This is a genomic window from Micromonospora sp. SD19, from assembly GCF_054462275.1.
The window spans coordinates 126,531-145,661 of record NZ_JBTLMN010000010.1 but is presented as its reverse complement, the minus strand read 5'-3'; the positions used below and the strand labels follow the sequence as shown (position 1 = coordinate 145,661).

Sequence of the window (19,131 nt, the reverse complement as noted above, 5' to 3'; positions counted from 1 at the left end):
TCACGGTGGTCGGACGGCGATACCAGCAACGCCGCCGGCATCGCACCCGGCGGCGTGTCCAAGGCCGGGAGCCCGCGTCGGTTCCGTCGCTCGTCGGGCCGGCCGGCCGGGCCAGGCGCATCAGCAGCACCTTCGACCGTCTTCTGCACACACGTCGCCCTCACTCCGCCGGGGACGAGGAACGCCCTCGCGCTGCGGTTCACCGAGCCGCGCCGCGGCGTCCCCGCGCTGGCTCAGCCTGCGAGCCGGCGGCACCAGCGGGTGTGAGACGACCGGCCACCTCCCTCCGCACAGCGGCTACGTGCTGGCCGATCCCGATCGCCGGCGCGCCACTGTCCGGAGCGATTGTGCCGACTACTGGAGCAGCAGGTCCGTTGAACGGCCCGATGCACACGGGGCACCAGATGAGAGGGGTTTCGCGAACCGTGGTGACAGTGGATATCTTCGGTCGCTGCCAGTCATACACCGAGAGCCAGGAGGCTCGCGCAGCCAACGTTTACCCGTACTTCATTCCCTTCGAGGGGCACGACGCGACAGTCGCGCAGACACTCGACGGCGACATCCTCATGTGCGGCTCGAACAACTACCTCGGGCTGACCTCCGACCCGCGCGTGAAGGCCGCGGCGCAGGCGGCGATCGAGGAGTACGGCACATCGCGCACGGGCTCGCGCCTGCTCAACGGCAACACACCGCTGCACGACGCACTGGAGCAGGAGCTGGCCGACTTCCTCGGTATGCCGGCGGCACTGGTGTTTCCGACCGGCTACCAGGCGAACGTCGGCGTCATCGCATCCCTGCTGTCGCGTCACGACGTGGTCATCCTCGACCGTGAGGCGCACGCCTCGGTCTACGACGGCTGCGGCATGAGCCGGGCCAAGACGCGACGGTTCGCCCACAACGACATGGACGACCTGGAGCGGCAGTTGGCAGCCAGCCCCTCGGACGCCGGCCGGCTGGTCGTCGTGGACGGGGTGTACTCGATGGCCGGCGACCTGTGCCCGTTGACCGAGGTCGTACGGCTGTGCCGGCAGTACGGGGCCCGCCTGCTCGTCGACGACGCACACGGCATCGGCGTACTGGCCGACGGCCGGGGCACCAGCGCGCACTTCGGCGTCACCGACCAGGTCGACCTCATCACCGTCACCTTCAGCAAGTCGCTGGCGTCGATCGGCGGTGCCGTGGCCGGCCCGGCGGATGTGATCGAGTACCTGCGCCACCACGCGCGCAGCCTCATCTTCAGCGCGTCCGCCCCGCCGGCCAGCCTGGCCGCCGCGTACGCCGCGCTGCGCATCCTGAAGGCGGAGCCGGGGCTGTGCCAGCAGGCGGTGGAGAACGCGTCGTACGTGCGTCGCGAGCTGATGGCCCTTGGCTACGACCCGGTCCCGAGCGAGACGCCGATCGTGTCGGTACGGCTCGACGGCGTACCGCAGACCCTGCTCGCGTGGCGCAACCTGCTGGACCGGGGCGTCTACGTCAACGCGGTCATCCCCCCGGCCGCCTCGCCCCGGCTGCGAGCGAGCTTCTCCACCACGCACACACCGGAGCAGCTCAAGCGCGTCGTCGCCGCGTTCGCCGAGGTCGGCGACCTGATGTCAGTGGAGGACCAATGACCGTCAACCAGCTCGAACCCGCAGTCAGGACCTGGGATCTGGTGGTTGCCTGGGCGCGGATGTGGCGCCTGCACTTCGTGCCCTTCTCGCTGTCGGCAGGTCTGGTCGGCATGACCGCACCGCCGGCCGGGGCCAACGCCGCGAGCATCGTGATCGGGCTGCTGTTCTGCACCCTGGGATACGGCGTCGGCGTGGTCATCAACGACTGGTTCGACCGCGAGGCCGACGCGGTCAACGCTCCGGACCGTCCGTTCGTCACCGGGCTGATCAACCCCCACATCGGCTTGGCGTTGACGCTCACGCTGTCCGCTGCGCTGATGGTGGTGGCGATCGTGGTCGCACCGACGCTGGCGCTGTGGAGCGTCATCGCGATCGGCGGGCACCTGGTCTACTCGTGGACCAAGCGCATCCCCATGCTGGGCAATCTCGTCAACGGCGTCGACATGGCGCTGTTCACGGTGCTCGGCGCCGTGGCCGTCCGACCCGACGCGGGATGGCTCGAGATCCCGGCGGTGACGTGGTTCCAGACGGCACTGGTCGCTGTCACGTTCAGCGGCTTCTGCCTCGTCGGGTACTTCAAGGACATCGAGGGCGACCGGGTCGCCGGCTACCGCACGCTGCCGGTGGCCATCGGCACCAGGGCCTCCAGCCGGATTGCCGTGATATTTCCGGTCGTGGCGGTGATAGCGGCGGGCACCGCCGCCGTGGCGGAGGCCGACAGCGCGAGTGCCTACGCCGAGATCGTCTGCTGGGTGCTGCTCATTGCGTCCGCGCTCGGGTTCACGCAGAGCCTCGTAACACTCAACCGGGCGCCAGAGACCCGGGCGTACGAGGCACTGGTCTGGTTCATCAGGGCGACCACACTGTTCTTCCTGTCGCTCGGCGCGCTGCACCGACCGACGCTCTTCCTCATCGTCGGCGTTCCGATGATGGTCTACCTGGAGCTGACGCTGCGGGCGACCCAGTCCTCCCGGCAGGCGTGACATGACCTCCACCACCCGCAACCGGTTGGCGCTGAGCGCGGCCGAGAGCAGCCTGATCATGGCGATCCGCGAGCGCATGACCCGGTCGCCACGGCAACTCAACAACGCCTTCGAGGCCGACGCCGAACTCCTCGACCTGGGCGCCGCCGGGCTCCTGGCGGTCACCGTCGACACCTTGAACGACGGAGCCGAACTGGCCACCGCCACCACGCCGTACGCGAAGGGCTGGTTGACCACCACCGTCAGCGTGAGCGACCTCGCCGCGGTGGCCGCCGACCCGGTCGCCGTGCTGATCTCCTGCTCGCTGCGCCCGGACAGCTGGACCCTCGAGGAGGCCCGTGAATTCGGGCGCGGCGCATCCGAGGCCGCCGAGCGGTACGGCTGTCACATCGTGGGTGGCGACACCAACTGGGCCAACGAGGAGAGCTTCACCTCGTGCGCCCTGGGAACCGTCCCTCGCGAATCCATCCTGAACCGGATGGGTGCCCGGCCCGGCGACGCGCTGTACGTGACCGGCCCGATCGGAGCCGGCAACGCGGTCGGGTTCCGCGCGCTGGCACTGGGCGGTACGGGCGCGGGCGAACCGTGGCTGCCTGAGGCGCGGGTGACCGCGTGCGAACCGCTGCGCCGCTACGCCCGGGCGTGCATCGACACCAGCGACGGTCTGTTGAGCGCGGCGGTCAGCCTCGCCGAGGTCAACGGGCTGGGGGCCGAGGTGATGCTGCACGACGAGGTGTACGCGCCGATCGTCTCCGCCGTCGCCGACTCGGCGGGCCTCCCCCGGTGGTGTTCGGCTGCCGCCGAGTGGGGTGAGTTCGAGCTGCTGTACGCGATCGATCCCGCCGACGCCCGGGCGTGCTCCCAGGCGCTCACGCAACAGGGACTGCGTCCGTTTCATGTCGGACACCTCGTCGCCGGTCCGGAGCTGCTGATGGTCGACGAGTCAGGCCAGCGCCGTGAACTGCGAAACCTGCTGACGCGCATGCGCGCACTCGACCCGGCCGGGTCGCTGCTCACCGACCTGCGGGCCCTGCTGGCGGAGGGTTCGTGATGGGGTCGGGTCTCGCTCTGGTGACCGGCGTCACCGGCTGCGTCGGCCGCGCGGTCGCCGCAGCCCTGCGGGAACAGGGCTGGTCGGTACGCGGGCTGGTGCGGGCACCCGCGCCGGACGACGCGACGTACTCGGCCCACCGTGGTGACCTGACCGACCCGGAGTCGCTGCGCGGCTCCTGCACGGACGTCGACCTGGTGGTGCACGCGGCCGCCGATCTGACCGACTGGCGACCCGGCCCACGCATCTGGCAGGTGAACCGGGACGGCACCCGGGCGGTGCTGGACGAGGCGCGGCGCTGCGGCGTCTCCCGATTCGTCTACCTGAGCACCGTCGACGTCTTCGGTTTCCACGCCAGGAAGGTCATCGACGAGGCGTCGCCACGGCGGGTGCCGCGCTACCCGTACCCGCTGTCGAAAGCTGCCGGCGAAGACCTGGCGTGGTCGTACCACGGGAATGGTCTCGATGTCACTGTGGTGTACCCCGCCTGGGTCTTCGGCCCCGGCGACCGCACCTTCCTGCCCGAGCTCGTGCGCGGGCTGCGCGCCAACCAGCTCGTCCAGTTCGACCGTGGGCTACCGCCGATCGAGTTGACGTACAGCGCGAACCTGGCCGACGCGATCGTGCTGGCCGGCACCACTGCCAGCTGCGCCGGCGGCCGGTTCATCGTCGGTGACTCGTACGGCCTGACGTTGGGGCAGCTGTTCGCCTCGGTGGCCGAACGGATCGGGGCACGGCCGCCGACCACCTCGGTCCCCTTCGGCGCTGCCCTGGCCGCGGGGGCCGTGTCCGAACTCGCCGGGATGGCCGGCATCGGCATCAGATCCGGCCGGCCGCTGCTCACCCGTTACGCGGTTCGGTCCGTCGCCGGAGGCATGCGGTACGACGTCGGCCGGATCCGGTCGATCGGCTATTCACCCCGGTACGGCTTCGAGGAGGCGCTGAGCCTCGCCATGGCGGAACTGGAATTGGAGCAGGCGCATGGCAGCCGATGAGAACGACCCGGTCGTCTGCATCACCAACCCCGCGTCCGGTGTCCAGCGCAGGGACACCATCATGCGGCGGATCGCCACGGAACTGCCCGAGGCGCGGTGCTGGTCCACGCGCTATCCCGGGCACGGCATCGCCCTCGGGCGGCAGGCGGTCGAGGACGGGTACGCCACAGTGGTGGCGATCGGCGGCGACGGCACGCTGTCCGAGGTGGCCAACGGGGTGCTGGAGGCGGGCGGGGAGAAGGTGCGGCTGGCGTACGTGCCGGCTGGCACCTGCAACGACTTCGCTCGTGGCCTGCGGCCGGTCACCGACCTCGGTGACCTGCTCGACCGCACCCGCGACCGGGAGACCGACGTCGGAACGGTGACCTTCACCCGGCCCGACGGCACCCGGGACCAGCGGTACTTCCTGGTCAGCTGCACGGTCGGGCTGATCAGCGTGATCGGCCAGCGGTTCACCGAGAAGACACCTGTCAACCGGGTGCTCAAGCGGCTCAACCTCCAGCTCGCCGAGACGGCGTCGAGCATCCGGACGCTGGCCCGCTGGCGGCCGGTGGCGGTGCGGTTGGAACTCGACGGCGAACCGTCGCACCAGAGCATCAGCAATCTCGCCGTGCTCAAGGTGCCGTACTTCGCCGGTGGGCTGACCTTCGGCCGCACGCAACCCCCGCCAGCGGGCTACCTGGACGCGGTGCGGGTGTCGGGTGTCGGCCGCCTCGGCGTGGCCGGGCTGATGTGGCAGGTGTTCCGCGGGGCCGCGGCGGGACATCCGGCGATCCACCGGCAGGAGGTCCGCACCGTGTGCGTCGACGCGGACAGCCCGCTGCCGGTAGAGGTCGACGGCGAGATCGTCGGATACACCCCGGCCGAGTTTTCGATACATCCGTCCTGCCTGACGACGGTGGTATGAACCCAGCGAGGGAGCGACACGTGAGTGCCCCGACCATGTTCCACATCGGACTCGTGGTTCCCGACTACACCGGCCAACTCAGCCCGATGGCCACGCTCGGCAGAGAACTGCTCCGGCGGGGCCACCGGGTCACCCTGATCTCCCTGCCGGACGCCGGAACGAAGTCGTTCACGGCCAGGTTCGCCTTCGCACCGATCGGCGAGCGCGAGTTTCCGGTGGGCTCACTGGCGCGCTTCTCCGAGGAGCAGGGTCGGCTGACCGGCCTGGCCGCGGTGCGTTTCATCGTCCGGGGGTACGTGCGCGAGGTCGAGGTTCTGCTGCGGGACCTGCCGGTCCTGGTGCAGCGGCACGGCATCGACGCGCTGCTGGTGGACCAGGTCTACGGCGCCGGCAACACCGTCGGGGACCACCTCGACATTCCGGTCGTGAACGTGTGCAACGCGCTGGCGCTGAACACCGAACCCGGTGTGCCGCCGTTCATGACGGCGTGGCCGTACCATCCCTCGCCGCTCGCGCGGGTGCGCAACATGGTGGGCGACCAGGTGATCGCCTGGGTCATCCGGCCGGTGCTGCAACGGATCAACGACCGTCGTGCCGCGTGGGGCCTGCCGCTGATCAAAAGTGTGAACGACGGCTCGGATCTGGCCCAGATCACCCAACAGCCGCCGTTCTTCGACTTCCCCCGCACCCGCCTGCCGGACTCGTTCCACTACACCGGGCCGTTCCACGACGAGGACAGCACCGAGCCGGTGTCGTTCCCGTGGGAGCAGCTCGACGACCGCCCGTTGATCTACGCGTCGATGGGCACCCTCCAGAACCGCCTCCCGCACATATTCGAGGCGATCGCCACGGCCTGTGCCGGGCTCGACGCGCAACTGGTCATCTCCCTCGGCAGCACCGACGTCGAACCGCCGACCGGCCTTGCCGGAAACCCGATAGTGGTCCGGTACGCGCCCCAGCTCGATCTGCTGGCACGGGCGTCTCTCGTCATCACGCACGCCGGCATCAACACCACACTGGAAGCGCTCGCCCATGGCGTGCCGATGGTCGCGCTGCCCGTGGGCAACGACCAACCGGGCGTGGCCGCCCGACTCACGTACCTCGGCGCCGGCGAGTTCATCCCGGTGCACAAGGTGACTCCGGCGCGGCTGCGGGCGGCCATCGACACGGTGAGCGGCGACCCCGCCTACCGGGCGAAGGCGCAGCACTACAAACGCCGGATCGCGGAGTTGGACGGCGTACGACGGGCGGCCGACATCGCCGAGGAGGCGTTCCGGACACGCCGCCCGGTACGCCGACAGGAGATGTCCGAAACGACGGAAGGTGGCCGCCGATGACCCCGCAGGCGGGACGGATGGCCCGGCAACTGCCGACCCTCAACGGTCTGCGGGGGCTCGCCGCGGTCACTGTCTTCTTCTCGCACACGACGTTGTTCGGCTTCTTCGCCGACGAGCGGATCGACGACTGGTGGTACCTCGCTCTCAGCCGTACCGGCTCCGCCGCGCTCGGCTTCTTCTTCATCCTCAGCGGTTTCGTCCTGACCTGGTCGGCTCCCGACCACGAGCCGAATCGCCGGTTCTGGCGCCGCCGGGCCGCCCGGATCCTGCCGAACCACCTGGTCGTCTGCGCCGTGTTCATCCTCCTACTGATCCTGGTACGGGGCGGCGCGCCGCTGTGGCCGACGGTGGCGAACCTCGCGTTGGTGCAGAGCTGGATCCCGAACGAGTTCATCTTCAACGGGGTCAATCCGCCGAGCTGGTCGCTGAGTTGTGAAATCTTCTTCTACGCGTCGTTCCCGTGGGTGCTCGCCGGCATCCGACGGCTCAACGCCACCTGGCTCTGGTCGCTCGCGGGTGGCATCGTCGCCGCGATGCTCCTCGCGCCCGCCTTCTCCCTGGCGTTTCTTCCGGCCGAGCCGACGTACACCTACGCGGACGCGGCATTTCCGCAGTTCTGGTTCGTCCAACAGTTTCCGTTGATCCGGATGCTGGACTTCGTCCTCGGAATCGTCATCGCCCAGCTCGTCATGCGGGGGCTGTGGATCAGGCTGAGCCTGCCCGGCGCCGCACTTGTCACGCTGGCCTTCTACGGCGTCTCCGAGGTCGTTCCGCTGCTCTACTCGGTCGTCGCGGCGATGGTCATCCCGCTCGCGTTGCTGGTGGCCGCCGCGGCCCGGGCGGACGTCGAGGGGCACCGCTCACCGCTGCGCGGGCGGGTCACCGGCTGGCTGGGCGACACGTCCTTCGCCTTCTACCTCCTGCACATCCTGGTGTTGTACGGCGCCGCCAACATGGCTCCGAACGGCTTCGGCGTCGCCGCCGCGCTCGCCGTGATGATCGGTGCCTACCTGGTGACCCTCGGCCTGGCCTCGCTGCTTCACGTCGGCGTGGAACGGCCGATGATGCGCCGGTTCGCCAAGCCCCGCAAACCGGCGGCTGCCCCTGCGGCCGCCGCTACGCCAGCCGCTGAACCGCTGCCCGTCGCGACGGGTGACGGGACGCGGGTCACGTAGCGACAGTCGGACCCGGAACCGAACGGTGCCCTGGCTGATCCGGTCCGGATCAGCCAGGGCATCAGGTCACCTGACGGTCAGCGTGGCCCGGACCGCGCCGGCCGGACGCAGCGTGACCATTGGTACGACCTCCAGCCGCTCGCCACGCGTGTCGACCCGGTATCGGGTGAGCAACGCGCTCAGCAGGACGGTCATCTCCAGCAGCGCGAAGTGTTCGCCGATGCAACTGCGCGGGCCGCCACCGAATGGGAAGTAGGCGTAGCGCGGTCGGTCCTGCTGCCCGAGGAACCGGTCCGGCGCGAAGCGCTCCGGGTCGGGCCAGAATTCCGGATGCCGGTGCGTGACCCAGGGGGCGACCACCACCTTGGTATTGGCCGGAATGCGGTGTCCGGAAACCACGACGTCGGTTTCGGCCATCCGCTCCATGCTGTACACGGGCGGGTACAGCCGCATGCCTTCCATGATCGCAGCCCGCACCAGCTCCTGGTCGCCGGTGCCGGCCGCGGCCGCGACCCGTTCCTGCACCTCCTGGTGCTGACCCAGCAGGTGCATGGTGAAGGCCAACCCGGCCGAGGTCGTCTCGTGCCCGGCGAGCAGGAACACGAGCATCTGGTCGCGGATCTCCTCCATGGACAGGGTCTGCCCGGTCTCCGGATCCTTGGCCGCGAACAGCCGGCTGAGCATGTCCTCGGTCTCCTCGCCGCCGGTTCGCTGCCGGGCGGCGATGATGCGGTCGATGATGTCGTACTGGGTCGCGCGGACCTGCGTGATCCGGCGCGACCGTGGAGTCGGCCAGCTCAGCGGCAGCTTGACGACCTGTAGGGCGCGTGCCAGTGCCAGGTCGCCAAGGATGGGCATGAGCTCCTGTAGCCGGGGAACGACCTCGTCGATGTCGTCACCGAACAGCGCCCGGCCGACCACCCGCATCGTGTAGCGCTGCATGACCTGGTAGAGGTCCACGACGGACCCGGCGGTGACCGCCATGTCGTCGACGACGCGGACCGCCTCCTCGGCCATCAGCTCGGTGTAGCGGGCCACCCGGCGCGGCGTGAACAGCGGTTGCAGCGTCCGCCGCTGATGCAGCCAGCGGTCTCCGTCGCTGGTCAGCAGGCCCTCACCGATGAACTCCCGAAGGATTTCGTACGCGCTCGCGCGACGGCTGAAGACCTGGGGCGTGGTGAGGACCTGGTGGATGCCGTCCGGGTGGTGCACGTTCACCACGTCGACGCTGACGGCGCGTGGCCCCCGTGGCAGCCCGACGTGGTAGGCCACCACGTCGCCGTACCTGTGGAAGCCGTTCAGGATCGATCCCAGCAGGTCCTGGCGGAGTTCCGGCAACATGCCGAGGAGCGGATGCCCGGTCGGACCCGGTACGGCGGTGGCCTTGGACAACTGTGTCGTCACGGTGATCCCCGTTCAGTCGATCGACGGACGTCGACTATATTTCCACGCGCCGTACCCCTTTTTCAGCACAGAATCCCGGCAGCCGGCAGCGATGGTTGCCACTGTCGCCGTCGCCAGCAGGCAAGAGGTCGACACCAACCGACGCCCCGCCGGTCGGTCGCGCAACGACAGCCGGGCGTGGCACCGCTGGACGGCGCACGCCCGGCTGTGCGGGGCGACGGGCGCGGCGGGCGCGCTCGCGTCGGCGGGTGCTCACCAGTGGCGGTACGACGCCCAGTCGAAGTCCGCGTAGACGCCCTCGGCACCCAGGTCCTGAACCCACAGGCCGACGAACGCGCCGGTGAAGCCCCAGCCCTCCGGCTCACCATCGACCAGGGTCGCGGCGTACTCGTCGGACAGGATGGTGGCGTCGAGCTCTGCCGGCAGCTCGACCCAGCGCGCCTCGCCGGCCAGTTGATAGGCGAAGGTCAGACTCGGGCCGTCGAAGGTGGCCCGCAACGTGATGTCGCCCGCGCTCGGCAGGTCGACGTGGCACGCGTCGTGCATGACCCGCCGGCCGTTGTCGCACGACATCACCTCAAGCACCGGCTGGCCGTCGTCGTCGGCGGTCACATAGGCGTAGTGCCAGTTGCGGGTGTTGTAGTAGGCGGTGACGCCGGCGAGCTGGCGGTAGTTGGCCGGCTCGAAACGCATGGCGGCCGTCAGCTCGCACTGCTGCGCGGTGACGCGACGCGCGACCAGGCTCGGACGGTGCCGGCCGACCGGCGACTGGCCGCCGTGAATCCGCAGGATCGAGGGGTGCGAGGTGAGATCCACCCAGTCCGCGGTGGCGGGACGGCGCAGCGTCGACCACTCTGGGCCGAGCACCGGCTCGGTGAAGTCGTCGCGCTCCTCCGGCAGATCCGCCGCCGGCTCAGCCTCGCCCGGCACGGGCACGAGCACCGCCGGTATCCCGTCCTCGATGCGCGGCCACTCCCCCTCCGGCCAGTGCACCTCCTGGATCGCGGTCTCCCGGCCGAGCACGCACCGGCCGAGGGGGGTGTACGGCCGGGCCGTCAGGTGCGCCAGGTACCAACGCCCGTCCGGCGTGGACACCAGGCTGCCGTGGCCGGACTTCTGCAGCTCCAGCTCGGGACGGCCCTGCGAGGTGAGCAGCGGGCCGTCCGGATGGGCCTCGTACGGCCCGAACAGGCTACGGGAGCGGGCCATCGTCGCCTGGTGCGTCCAGGAGGTGCCGCCCTCCGCGGTCAGCAGGTAGTACCAGCCGTCCTTCTGGTACACGTGCGGCGCCTCGGTGACGCCGGCGGTGGTTCCCTGGAAGATCGTCCGCTCGGTGCCGACCAGGCGACGGGCCTCGCGGTCGTACTGCTGGATCTGAATGCCCGCGAACCGGTCACGGCCCGGCCGCCAGTCGGCGACCATCGACAGCATCCAGGTGGTGCCGTCCTCGTCGTGGAACAGCGACGGGTCGAACCCGCGCCCGTGCAGCACGACCGGGTCCGACCAGGGCCCGGCGAGGTCGCTCGCGGTCACCAGATAGTTCTGCGGATCCCAGTATCCGCTGGCGAAGCTCGCCACGTCGGCGTACAGGAGATGAAACTCACCGTCCACATAGGACAGATCGGGCGCCCACACGCCGTTGGAGTCGCCCGCTCCGCTCAGGTCGAGAAGCCGCCGCTCGGTGATGACGCCACCGAGCGGGCGCCAGTGCACCAGGTCGGTCGAGTGATGCAGCCGGACGCCCGGGTACCACTCGAAGGTTGACGTGGCGATGTAGTAGTCAGTGCCGACGCGCAAGATCGACGGGTCGGGGTTGAAGCCGGGAAGGACCGGGTTTCGGATCAGCCGGCCAGGCACCTCGCCGCCGTGGGGCCCGGCCGCTGCCGGACTCTTTGTTGCGGTCGTCATTTCGCTTCTCCGTAACGGTAGCCTCGTCGAAAGTTTCGACGAGGTTCGATCGCCTGATCGGCACAGACTAGCCGCTATTACACCTTAGTGACAATGGCGTTGGCCTGTACAGCCGCGTCATGTCCACTGTCGCTTGCTTCCGGAAGTTGCTCCGATAGTTCACCTTCACCACCTTCTTGCAGGCTTCGTAATTAGGGGCCGGGCGGCCCACTCCGGCACCGCTGGCAGCCGGCCAGATCCGGTGGTGAGGCGACCTGCCGACCAGAGGTGCGGGCGGGCGGCACGGCACGGGACACGGTGGCCGGTACGGCCACCGGGCAACCGCCACCGGTGCTGTCGCGTCCGCTCCACGACACCCCGACAGCGGTGCCACCGCCCCGACAACGTGCCGAAGCGGCGATCGTGGTGTGACACCCGACTGGCTGCGGTTTCACATCATTCAGCGGCGGAAGAATTGCGTGGCCCCGGCCGCCGCCACCGTTGTCAGCCGCCTAATGCCGCCACGATCTGCTGCCCTCTCACCGGCACGCCCGGACGGCATCCAGGACACTGCGGGCGTAACGCGGGGGTGGCACCGGACGGCGGCAGACGTGCGCGCTGGTGATGGCCCCGCGCAGCCGCGGATGGGATGTTTGCCCGGTCCGAACGGGATGCGAGGCTGAACGTGTGGCCTCCCGATCGGCGTACACGTGAACAACCCTTGGCCGTCCGGCGGCCTGGACGGAACCGCACTCCCCCTGCGGCAGCCCGACGACATTCTCGCCACGGCCGCCCACCGGTGACGCCCGGATGAGCCTGGTGTCGGCGTTCGTACCGATCTGGATTCTCACCGCGGTCGGCTACGCGGCCTGTCGTTGGGGCCTGCTGGGCGAGGGGGCGGCGTCGGTGCTCGGCCGGTTCGTGTTCCAGCTTGCGATGCCGGCCGCCCTGTTCCTGGCCCTGTCCCGAATGCCGCTGTCCGTGTTCGACGGCCGCTCGCTGCTCGCCTTCGCAGTGAGCACCGTCGCGGTCGTCGGGTTCGGGTGGGTCGGCGCGAGCTGGCTGTTTGGTCGCAGGCCCGGCGAACGGCCGATCTGGGGCATGGCCGCCGGGTACGTGAACTCGGCGAACCTCGGCATCCCGATCGCCACGCAGGTCCTCGGCAACGTGTCGTTCCTGGCGGAGGTGGTGCTGCTGCAGGTGCTGGTGGTGACGCCCGTGATCCTGGTCGCCCTGGACCGGCACAGCGACCCGGCCGGGCGGGTACGCGTCCGCCGTATCGCCTCCCTGCCGGTCCGCAACCCGGTGATCCTGGCATCGCTGCTCGGTGTCGCGTCCTCGGCCGCCGGCCTGCGACTGCCGTCGGCGGCTGGCGCGTCGCTCACCCTGCTCTCGGCAGCCGCCGTTCCGGCCGCGCTGGTCGCGCTCGGCGCGTCGCTGCACGCTCCGGCGCCGACACGAGTAGAGCCGACAGAGCGGGTAGAGCCGGCGGAGCGGGTGGAGCCGGCGGAGCGGGTGGAGCCGGCGGAGCCAGCCGGGCTGGCCGAGCTGGCCGTGATCACCGTGCTGAAGCTCGTCGCACAGCCGGTCGTCGCGTACGTGACCGGGCTGGCCCTGCACCTGTCCGCGCCACAGATGCTCGCCGTGGTGGTGTGTGCGGGCCTGCCGACGGCGCAGAACACGTTCATCTACAGCCAGGAGTACGGCGTCGGCGAGGCGGTGACCAACCGGGCGGTGCTGGTGACCACGACGCTGTCACTGGCCACAGTGGCCGGGGCCGCGACGCTGCTCGGCTAGGGCCTGAGCTGACCCGTCCAGCACGCGTCTCGGTACGGCGAGCGCCCGACCCGCTGGCCGCCGTCGTCGACGACCAGCGGGACGGCAGCACGGATGCCGATGGGCCGCCAAGGCGCCGGGCGCGCGTCGGCGGCTCACCCTCTCAGCCGTTGTCGATGAGGCTGGCGATCTCGTTGTAGATCAGGTGCGCCTTCGCGCCCTGGTTCGACGGACAACCGCCGAGGTGGTGCAGGGCGATCACGCGGTGGCTGGCGTTCAGCACCGGTGAACCTGAGTTGCCACCGGAGGTGTCACAGCTGTAGCTGATGTTCCAGGTGTTGTAGTTCGCGTTCCGGACGGCGCAGGTCGCGCCGTTCTGGGCGTCCTCGTAGATCGACAGCCGCTTCGGGCTGCCGTCGCCGTGCCCGGGGATGTAGATCCGGGTGCCGTTGCTGGTGGCGGTGGTCGCCAGGTACAGCGTGCCGAAGCCCTGGATGGCGGCGAAGTTGTTGACCGAGAACAGGGTGTAGTCGAGTTGGCTGGAGCCGCCGCTGCTCACCTTGTAGAGGGTGGCACCGCTGACCTTGGTGCCAGCGCCGGGATTGGCACCGCCACAGGTGGCGCACTGGTAGTTGAACTGCATCTCGCTGCCGCTCACGGCGGACTGCGTCGAGAAGCAGTGCTTGTTCGTCAGCATCCGGTTGGTGTTGCCGACCCGCCAGGTGGTGCACATTCCACCGCCGCTGATCAGCAACCGCGCCACCGCCCTGCCGCGGGCGTACTCGGTGGGGTGGCTGTTCTGGTAGCACACCACGTCGCGGCGGGCGTCGGTGCTGCACACGGACTGGGTGGAGAAGTTGTGCGCGGCGACCTCGGTGCGGTCGTATCCGCGCCAGAACCGGTCGATGGTGGCCGCGCTGCCCCGTGCGGGGCGGCTGCTGTGCAGTGTCACCACTGCGGTGTCGCCGTCCACCGACATCGCCCAGAAGCCCGGCTGTCCGTCGGTGGTGTAGTCCGAACCGGTCGCCCGGTTCAGGTGGCGGTCGTACCGGTAGCTCTCCTTGCCGTCGCGGCTCGACACGGTGACGTAGTCGCCCTCGGCCAGTCGCAGTGAGCTGAAGTGCACCTTGATGTAGGTAGCGCCGGGGTGCTGGATGACCTGTGTCCCGCCGTTGGGGGCGTAGGACAGCGAGCTGCCGACGGTGCGGAGTTCGCCGATCGTGGTCACACCCTCTGCCGAGAACTGGTTCGATTCCGGTGCCCGCTCGGATGATGGCGCGAGAGGGGCAACCGAGTACGCCTCGGCGGCGGGTACCGACAGTAGGCTCAGCCCGAGTGTGCAGGCAGCGAGCGCGACCGCCCCCGTTCGTAGGCGGTGCAGGGCATGTTTCATCTGTCGCTCCTTCTCAGGAATCAGCACCGAGACGTGCCTTCGGTCTTCCTACCTGAGATGACGCAAGAGATATAATCCCATCTATGTCATAGCGGTGCCGCTAGATCAGCCGGCGCCGTATTCGCCACACCACCACACCGATCAGGATCGCCGCGACGGCGACGAACACCGCCGCCTCGATGAGCTGGAACGTCCAGAACCGGTCGGCCGGGTGATAGACCCCGAATCGCTGGATGCCCCGCGCGTGCAGGAACTGGTTGAGGTTCTCGCCGGCCCGGTTGGCGGCGCCCTCCAGCTCGTGGTACTCGGTCCCGCTCAGCCTGCGCCCGCTGGCGTCCACGTAGCCGCGTTCGATCACCCAGTCGGCGAAGCCGGGCACGGCCCGGCGCCCCGCCTGGTCCGTCGTGCCGCCGACTCCGACCGGCTCCGTGGTGGTGAGCGGCGTGGCGTACGCGGGACGGGCCAGCAGCGCCACCGCCATCCGGGCGGCGAGGAACGCCCCGAACGCGACGCCGAACGCGGGCAGGCTGCGCCGCAGGATCGCCCCGGCGGCGGTGGCGACGCCGAACGCGAACAGCGCGTACGCCACCGGAACAAGTCCTTCCAGGTCGAAGGCGTCGTACTGGAACCGTCCCTCCCAGGCGTCGAACGGCTGACGGAACCAGGTGAGCACCGCGGTGAACATCCCGGTGAGCGCGACGGTGACGCCGGCGAGTGCCGCGAGCTTGGTCGCCAACCAGCGCATCCGCGGGACGGCCTGCGTCCAGGCGAGCTGCCAGGTGCCGTCCTCCAGTTCGCGCGCGAGCAGCGGCGCACCGAGGAACGCACCGATGACGACGGGGACCAGATAGAAGCCCGCCAGGAGGTTCTCGACGTACCCGTACTCCTCGTCGAGCCGGCGGAAGGACGCCGCGCAGGCCTCGTTGACACCGGCGTCTCCCGCGCACCCGGCGGGACCGCCGGGGAACAGGTCGTGGGCCTGCGTCCCGAGCACGAGCAGGACGACGGCGAACATGCCGACGAACAGACCCAGGACGCAGACCTCGGCCCGGTGCTGGCGCCAGATCAACCACGTCATGCCGGCACCCCGGACGGGACGGTGGTGCTCGGCTCGGACGGCCGACGCAGGTACGCCAGCACCAGCTCCTCCAGCGCGACCGGCTGGGCCTGCCACCCGGGCGCGGGCGGGAGCCCGCCGTCGCGTACCAGCAGGCTCGTGTGGCGGTCGCTGTGGACGGCCTCCACGACGGCGCCGGATCGGTCGAGGTCGGTGGGCGTGCGCGGGCCGACGAGCCGCCGGTGCTCGACGAGGAGGGTGTCGATGTCACCGGTGAGCGTGACCCGGCCGTTGTTGAGCACGACCAGGTGGTCGCAGACGCGCTCCAGCTCGTGCACGACGTGGGAGGAGAACAGGACGGTCACCTCGCCGTCGGCCACCGCGCCCATGAGGACCTGAAGGAACTCGTGCCGGGCCAGCGGGTCGAGGCTGGCCACCGGCTCGTCGAGGACGAGCAGGTCCGGCCGCTTCGCCAGGGCCAGCGCCAACGCGACCTGGGCCTGCTGGCCGCCGGAGAGCGTGCCGGCCCTGCGGTCGAGCGGGATGCCCAGCTTCGCCAGCCGGCGCTCCGCCAGCCCCTGGTCGAACCGCAGGTTGCAGGCCCGGCCGAAGCGGAGCATCTCGGCGACGGTGAAGCGCTTGTACAGCGGGTGGTCCTGGGCCAGGAACCCGACCCGGGACAGCGTTTGCGGGGTGCTGGCGGTGACGTCGTGGCCGAGGACCTCCACCGTGCCGGTGCTCGGTGCCAGCAACCCGACGACCAGGCGCAGCAGCGTGGTCTTGCCCGCGCCGTTCGGCCCGACCAGGGCGATCACGCCGCCCGCCGGCAGGGCCAGTGTGCAGTCACGCAGCGCCCAGCCCTTCCGGTACCGCTTGCCCACAGCGTCGGTGCGCAGCGCGAACTCGGTCGCTGTCACGCCACGTCCTCGTTTCGCGTCTGCTGGTGCACGGAGGTGAAGAGCGCGTTGACCGCCTGCTCGTCGAGGCCGGCGTCGTAGGCGCGGCGCAGCCAGGTCGCCAGGCCGCGGCGCAGCGACGTGTACGTCGATGGCGACATCGCGGCCGACTGCTGTTCGTTGACGAACGTGCCCTGGCCGGGCCGGCCGGTGACCAGGTTTTCCTGCTCCATCTGCCGGTACGCCTTGGCGACGGTGTTCGGATTGATCGCCAGGTCCTCGACCACCTCTCGGATGAGCGGGAGGCGGTCACCGGGTTGGAGGAAGCCCAGCAGCACCGCCTGGCGGACCTGCTGGACGAGTTGCAGGTACGGCGGCACGCCGGAGCGGGTGTCGAGCCGGAAGACGAACACGATGACCCCTTACTGATTTACTAGGAACATAGTAAAGCAGCACGGTGGCGGTCAAGAGAGGTCACCCGCCCGCCCGAGCGCGGCACCGGATCCGGGGCCCCGCCCGCGCGGGCGTCGGCCGGCACCCGCGCGGTCGGGGCCTACGTCGGAAAATCAGGATGTTTCGACCACGCCGGCCTCGCGTTGTTGAGACCCTTGTTACTCGCCGGCGCCGGGCCCGGCCGGCCATGGTTTCGCCGGCCAGGGGTGCGCGATGGCCCCTCGACGTGGGGGTGGGACGTGGTTGGCGGGTCTGCTGCGCAACGGTGGCGTGACGTCGCGCCGTTGGTCGTGTTGACGGTGCCGGTGCTGGCGGGCGCGGGGTTGTGGTTCGCGGGCCAGCGCGGGGCCGCCGACGTGTGCTGGGCGGCGACGACCTCGGTCACCCTGCTGGTCACGCTGCGCTGGTTGGTCCAGTCGTTGCGGCGGCACCGGATCGGCGTGGACGTGATCGCGACTCTGGCTCTGGCCACCTCGCTGCTGGTCGGTGAGTACCTGGCCGGGGCGGTGGTGGCGCTGATGCTGGCCAGTGGGCACACGTTGGAGCGCTACGCCCAGGGGCGGGCCACCCGGGACCTGCACGAGCTGCTGGCGCGAGCACCCCGCCGGGCACGGCGCCGCGGTCCGAACGGCGACATCCAGGACGTCGACGTGAACGACATCCGGAAGGACGATCGACTGCTGGTCGGCCCGGGTGAGGTCGTGCCGGTGGACGGCTTCGCCGAGGACGCGGCGACGCTGGACGAGTCCGCGGTGACCGGCGAGTCCCAGGCGGTCGAGCGCCGGGCCGGGGACCGGCTGGCCAGTGGAGTGGTCAACGCGGGCGCGGCGTTCGGGTTGCGGGTCGCCTCGGTGGCGGCCGAGAGCACCTACGCGGGAATCGTCCGGCTCGCGGAGGAGGCGAACGCGGAGAAGGCGCCAATGGTGCGGCTGGCCGACCGGTACTCGGCGGCGTTCGTGCCGTTCACCCTGATCCTGGCCGGTATCGCGTGGGCGGCCTCCGGGCAGTTCGTGCGGGCGGTGGCGGTACTGGTGGTGGCGACTCCGTGCCCGTTGCTGCTGGCCACCCCGATCGCGATAGTGGCGGGGTTGTCCCGGGCGGCCCGGCGCGGTGTGCTGGTCCGCAACGGCGGCTCGTTGGAACTGCTGGGCCGGGCGCGGACGCTGCTCGTGGACAAGACCGGGACGCTGACGGCGGGGCGTCCGGAGATGGCCAGGGTGCTGACCGCGCCCGGCGGCGACGGGGACGAGTTGCTGCGGATGGCCGCCTCGGTCGAACAGCTGTCCTCCCATGTGCTGGCCGCCGCGATAGTGCGGGCCGCCAAGGACCGGAGCAGTCGGCTCGTGGCGCCCACCGAGGTGACGGAGGAGCCCGGACAGGGGGTGAGCGGCCGGGTCGACGGCCGGCTGGTCCGGGTCGGCCAACACGGCGGTGACCTACCGGACTGGGCCGCACGCGCACGGCAGCAGGCGGAGGAGGACGGCCTGTCGACGGTCTGGGTGGGCCTGGACGGCGTCCTCGCCGGGGCGGTGCTTCTCCGCGACCCGGTACGGCCCGACGCGAAGGACACCGTACGACGGCTGCGGCAGGCCGGCTTCCAACGGGTGATCATGGTGACCGGAGACCGGCCGGAGGTCGCCGAGCGGGTGGCCCGCGCGGTGGGCGTGGATGACGTGGTCGCCCGCTGCTCCCCGCACGAGAAGGTGGCCCGGGTACGGACCGAGTCCGACCGGGCGGTGACGGTGATGGTCGGCGACGGGATCAACGACGCGCCAGCGCTGGCAACCGCCGCAGTGGGCGTGGCACTGGGGGCGACCGGGGCGACGGCCTCGGCGGACGTCGCGGATGCGGTGCTGTCGGTGGACCGGCTGGACCGGTTGGCGGACGCGGTGGAGATCGCCCGCCGGTCCCGGACGATCGCGGCGCAGAGTGCTGGCGTGGGCATGGGATTGGCGGTGGTGGCGATGATCGCCGCCGCGTTCGGCCTGCTGCCCCCGGTGGCCGGCGCGTTCCTGCAGGAGGGCATCGACGTGGCCGTGATCCTCAACGCGCTACGCGCTCTCGGCGGCGGCGGGACCCGCGTCTGAGCGCTGCCCAACCGGCGCGCGGCTTCTTGGGCACGTCAGCTCCTGTCGGCACCCGACGACCCTTCTGAACCAGCCCGGCGAGGCGAAGCGAGGCTACGGTGCAGGACGTCAGGCACCGGC

General features: G+C 70.4%; 15 protein-coding genes. 9 read left to right on the top strand and 6 right to left on the bottom strand.

Translation table 11 applies throughout. From position 1 onward, the window contains the following. Positions 1-434: 434 nt before the first annotated feature. Genes ACX27O_RS27100 through ACX27O_RS27070 form a run of 7 tightly spaced genes read left to right on the top strand, consistent with a single transcriptional unit; the run spans position 435 to position 8,058 of the window. Positions 435-1,610: an aminotransferase class I/II-fold pyridoxal phosphate-dependent enzyme gene (locus ACX27O_RS27100; protein ID WP_030328429.1), complete on the top strand. Its 1,176-nt coding sequence runs from the start codon at positions 435-437 to the stop codon at positions 1,608-1,610. Next, positions 1,607-2,593, top strand: coding sequence for a UbiA prenyltransferase family protein (locus tag ACX27O_RS27095; protein ID WP_210858177.1), 987 nt, complete (start codon positions 1,607-1,609; stop codon positions 2,591-2,593). Before ACX27O_RS27100 ends, ACX27O_RS27095 begins: the two co-directional genes overlap by 4 nt. A 1-nt stretch (position 2,594) precedes the next feature. Beyond that, positions 2,595-3,644 (top strand): thiamine-phosphate kinase, encoded by a 1,050-nt coding sequence (locus ACX27O_RS27090; protein ID WP_458940288.1) that lies wholly within the window; start codon positions 2,595-2,597, stop codon positions 3,642-3,644. Beyond that, entirely contained in the window at positions 3,644-4,639 is a 996-nt protein-coding gene (locus tag ACX27O_RS27085; protein ID WP_030328432.1) for an NAD-dependent epimerase/dehydratase family protein, read from the top strand. The genes ACX27O_RS27090 and ACX27O_RS27085 overlap by 1 nt, the downstream gene beginning before the upstream one ends. Further along, complete coding sequence (locus tag ACX27O_RS27080; protein ID WP_030328433.1) at positions 4,626-5,546, top strand: diacylglycerol/lipid kinase family protein; 921 nt, start codon at positions 4,626-4,628, stop codon at positions 5,544-5,546. The genes ACX27O_RS27085 and ACX27O_RS27080 overlap by 14 nt, the downstream gene beginning before the upstream one ends. Positions 5,547-5,566: 20 nt before the next feature. After that, entirely contained in the window at positions 5,567-6,883 is a 1,317-nt protein-coding gene (locus tag ACX27O_RS27075) for a glycosyltransferase (RefSeq protein ID WP_210858172.1), read from the top strand. After that, entirely contained in the window at positions 6,880-8,058 is a 1,179-nt protein-coding gene (locus tag ACX27O_RS27070; protein WP_210858171.1) for an acyltransferase family protein, read from the top strand. The genes ACX27O_RS27075 and ACX27O_RS27070 overlap by 4 nt, the downstream gene beginning before the upstream one ends. Before the next feature lie 66 nt (positions 8,059-8,124). On the opposite strand, the gene ACX27O_RS27065 is transcribed toward ACX27O_RS27070, so the two are convergent. Both ACX27O_RS27065 and ACX27O_RS27060 read right to left on the bottom strand, forming a co-directional pair. Further along, on the bottom strand, positions 8,125-9,462 hold the full coding sequence (locus tag ACX27O_RS27065; protein WP_210858170.1) for a cytochrome P450: 1,338 nt from the start codon (positions 9,460-9,462) through the stop codon (positions 8,125-8,127). Between the two features lie 252 nt (positions 9,463-9,714). Continuing rightward, on the bottom strand, positions 9,715-11,370 hold the full coding sequence (locus ACX27O_RS27060) for a glycoside hydrolase family 43 protein (RefSeq protein WP_036410737.1): 1,656 nt from the start codon (positions 11,368-11,370) through the stop codon (positions 9,715-9,717). A gap of 789 nt (positions 11,371-12,159) precedes the next feature. On the opposite strand from ACX27O_RS27060, the gene ACX27O_RS27055 reads away from it, so the two are divergent. Then, a complete protein-coding gene (locus ACX27O_RS27055; RefSeq protein WP_458940287.1) occupies positions 12,160-13,146 on the top strand; it encodes an AEC family transporter in 987 nt (328 codons plus the stop codon). Positions 13,147-13,288: 142 nt separating this feature from the next. Here the strand turns inward: ACX27O_RS27055 and ACX27O_RS27050 are convergent, their stop codons facing one another. The 4 genes from ACX27O_RS27050 to ACX27O_RS27035 form a co-directional block, all read right to left on the bottom strand. Next, complete coding sequence (locus ACX27O_RS27050) at positions 13,289-14,353, bottom strand: trypsin-like serine peptidase (protein ID WP_458940286.1); 1,065 nt, start codon at positions 14,351-14,353, stop codon at positions 13,289-13,291. A gap of 265 nt (positions 14,354-14,618) precedes the next feature. Continuing rightward, positions 14,619-15,596 (bottom strand): ABC transporter permease subunit, encoded by a 978-nt coding sequence (locus ACX27O_RS27045; protein ID WP_030328441.1) that lies wholly within the window; start codon positions 15,594-15,596, stop codon positions 14,619-14,621. After that, positions 15,593-16,492, bottom strand: coding sequence for an ABC transporter ATP-binding protein (locus ACX27O_RS27040; protein ID WP_030328444.1), 900 nt, complete (start codon positions 16,490-16,492; stop codon positions 15,593-15,595). The genes ACX27O_RS27045 and ACX27O_RS27040 overlap by 4 nt, the downstream gene beginning before the upstream one ends. Beyond that, on the bottom strand, positions 16,489-16,884 hold the full coding sequence (locus tag ACX27O_RS27035; RefSeq protein WP_030328446.1) for a GntR family transcriptional regulator: 396 nt from the start codon (positions 16,882-16,884) through the stop codon (positions 16,489-16,491). Before ACX27O_RS27035 ends, ACX27O_RS27040 begins: the two co-directional genes overlap by 4 nt. A 279-nt stretch (positions 16,885-17,163) precedes the next feature. On the opposite strand from ACX27O_RS27035, the gene ACX27O_RS27030 reads away from it, so the two are divergent. Next, entirely contained in the window at positions 17,164-19,011 is a 1,848-nt protein-coding gene (locus ACX27O_RS27030; protein ID WP_210865241.1) for a heavy metal translocating P-type ATPase, read from the top strand. Positions 19,012-19,131: the final 120 nt, after the last annotated feature.

Bases quoted from the DNA above. Each gene is read 5' to 3' on its own strand.
- ACX27O_RS27095 (WP_210858177.1), top strand. From the start codon at position 1,607: ATGACCGTCAACCAGCTCGAACCCGCAGTCAGGACCTGGGATCTGGTG.
- ACX27O_RS27090 (WP_458940288.1), top strand. From the start codon at position 2,595: ATGACCTCCACCACCCGCAACCGGTTGGCGCTGAGCGCGGCCGAGAGC.
- ACX27O_RS27085 (WP_030328432.1), top strand. From the start codon at position 3,644: ATGGGGTCGGGTCTCGCTCTGGTGACCGGCGTCACCGGCTGCGTCGGC.
- ACX27O_RS27080 (WP_030328433.1), top strand. From the start codon at position 4,626: ATGGCAGCCGATGAGAACGACCCGGTCGTCTGCATCACCAACCCCGCG.
- ACX27O_RS27070 (WP_210858171.1), top strand. From the start codon at position 6,880: ATGACCCCGCAGGCGGGACGGATGGCCCGGCAACTGCCGACCCTCAAC.
- ACX27O_RS27060 (WP_036410737.1), bottom strand. From the start codon at position 11,370: ATGACGACCGCAACAAAGAGTCCGGCAGCGGCCGGGCCCCACGGCGGC.
- ACX27O_RS27055 (WP_458940287.1), top strand. From the start codon at position 12,160: ATGAGCCTGGTGTCGGCGTTCGTACCGATCTGGATTCTCACCGCGGTC.
- ACX27O_RS27045 (WP_030328441.1), bottom strand. From the start codon at position 15,596: ATGACGTGGTTGATCTGGCGCCAGCACCGGGCCGAGGTCTGCGTCCTG.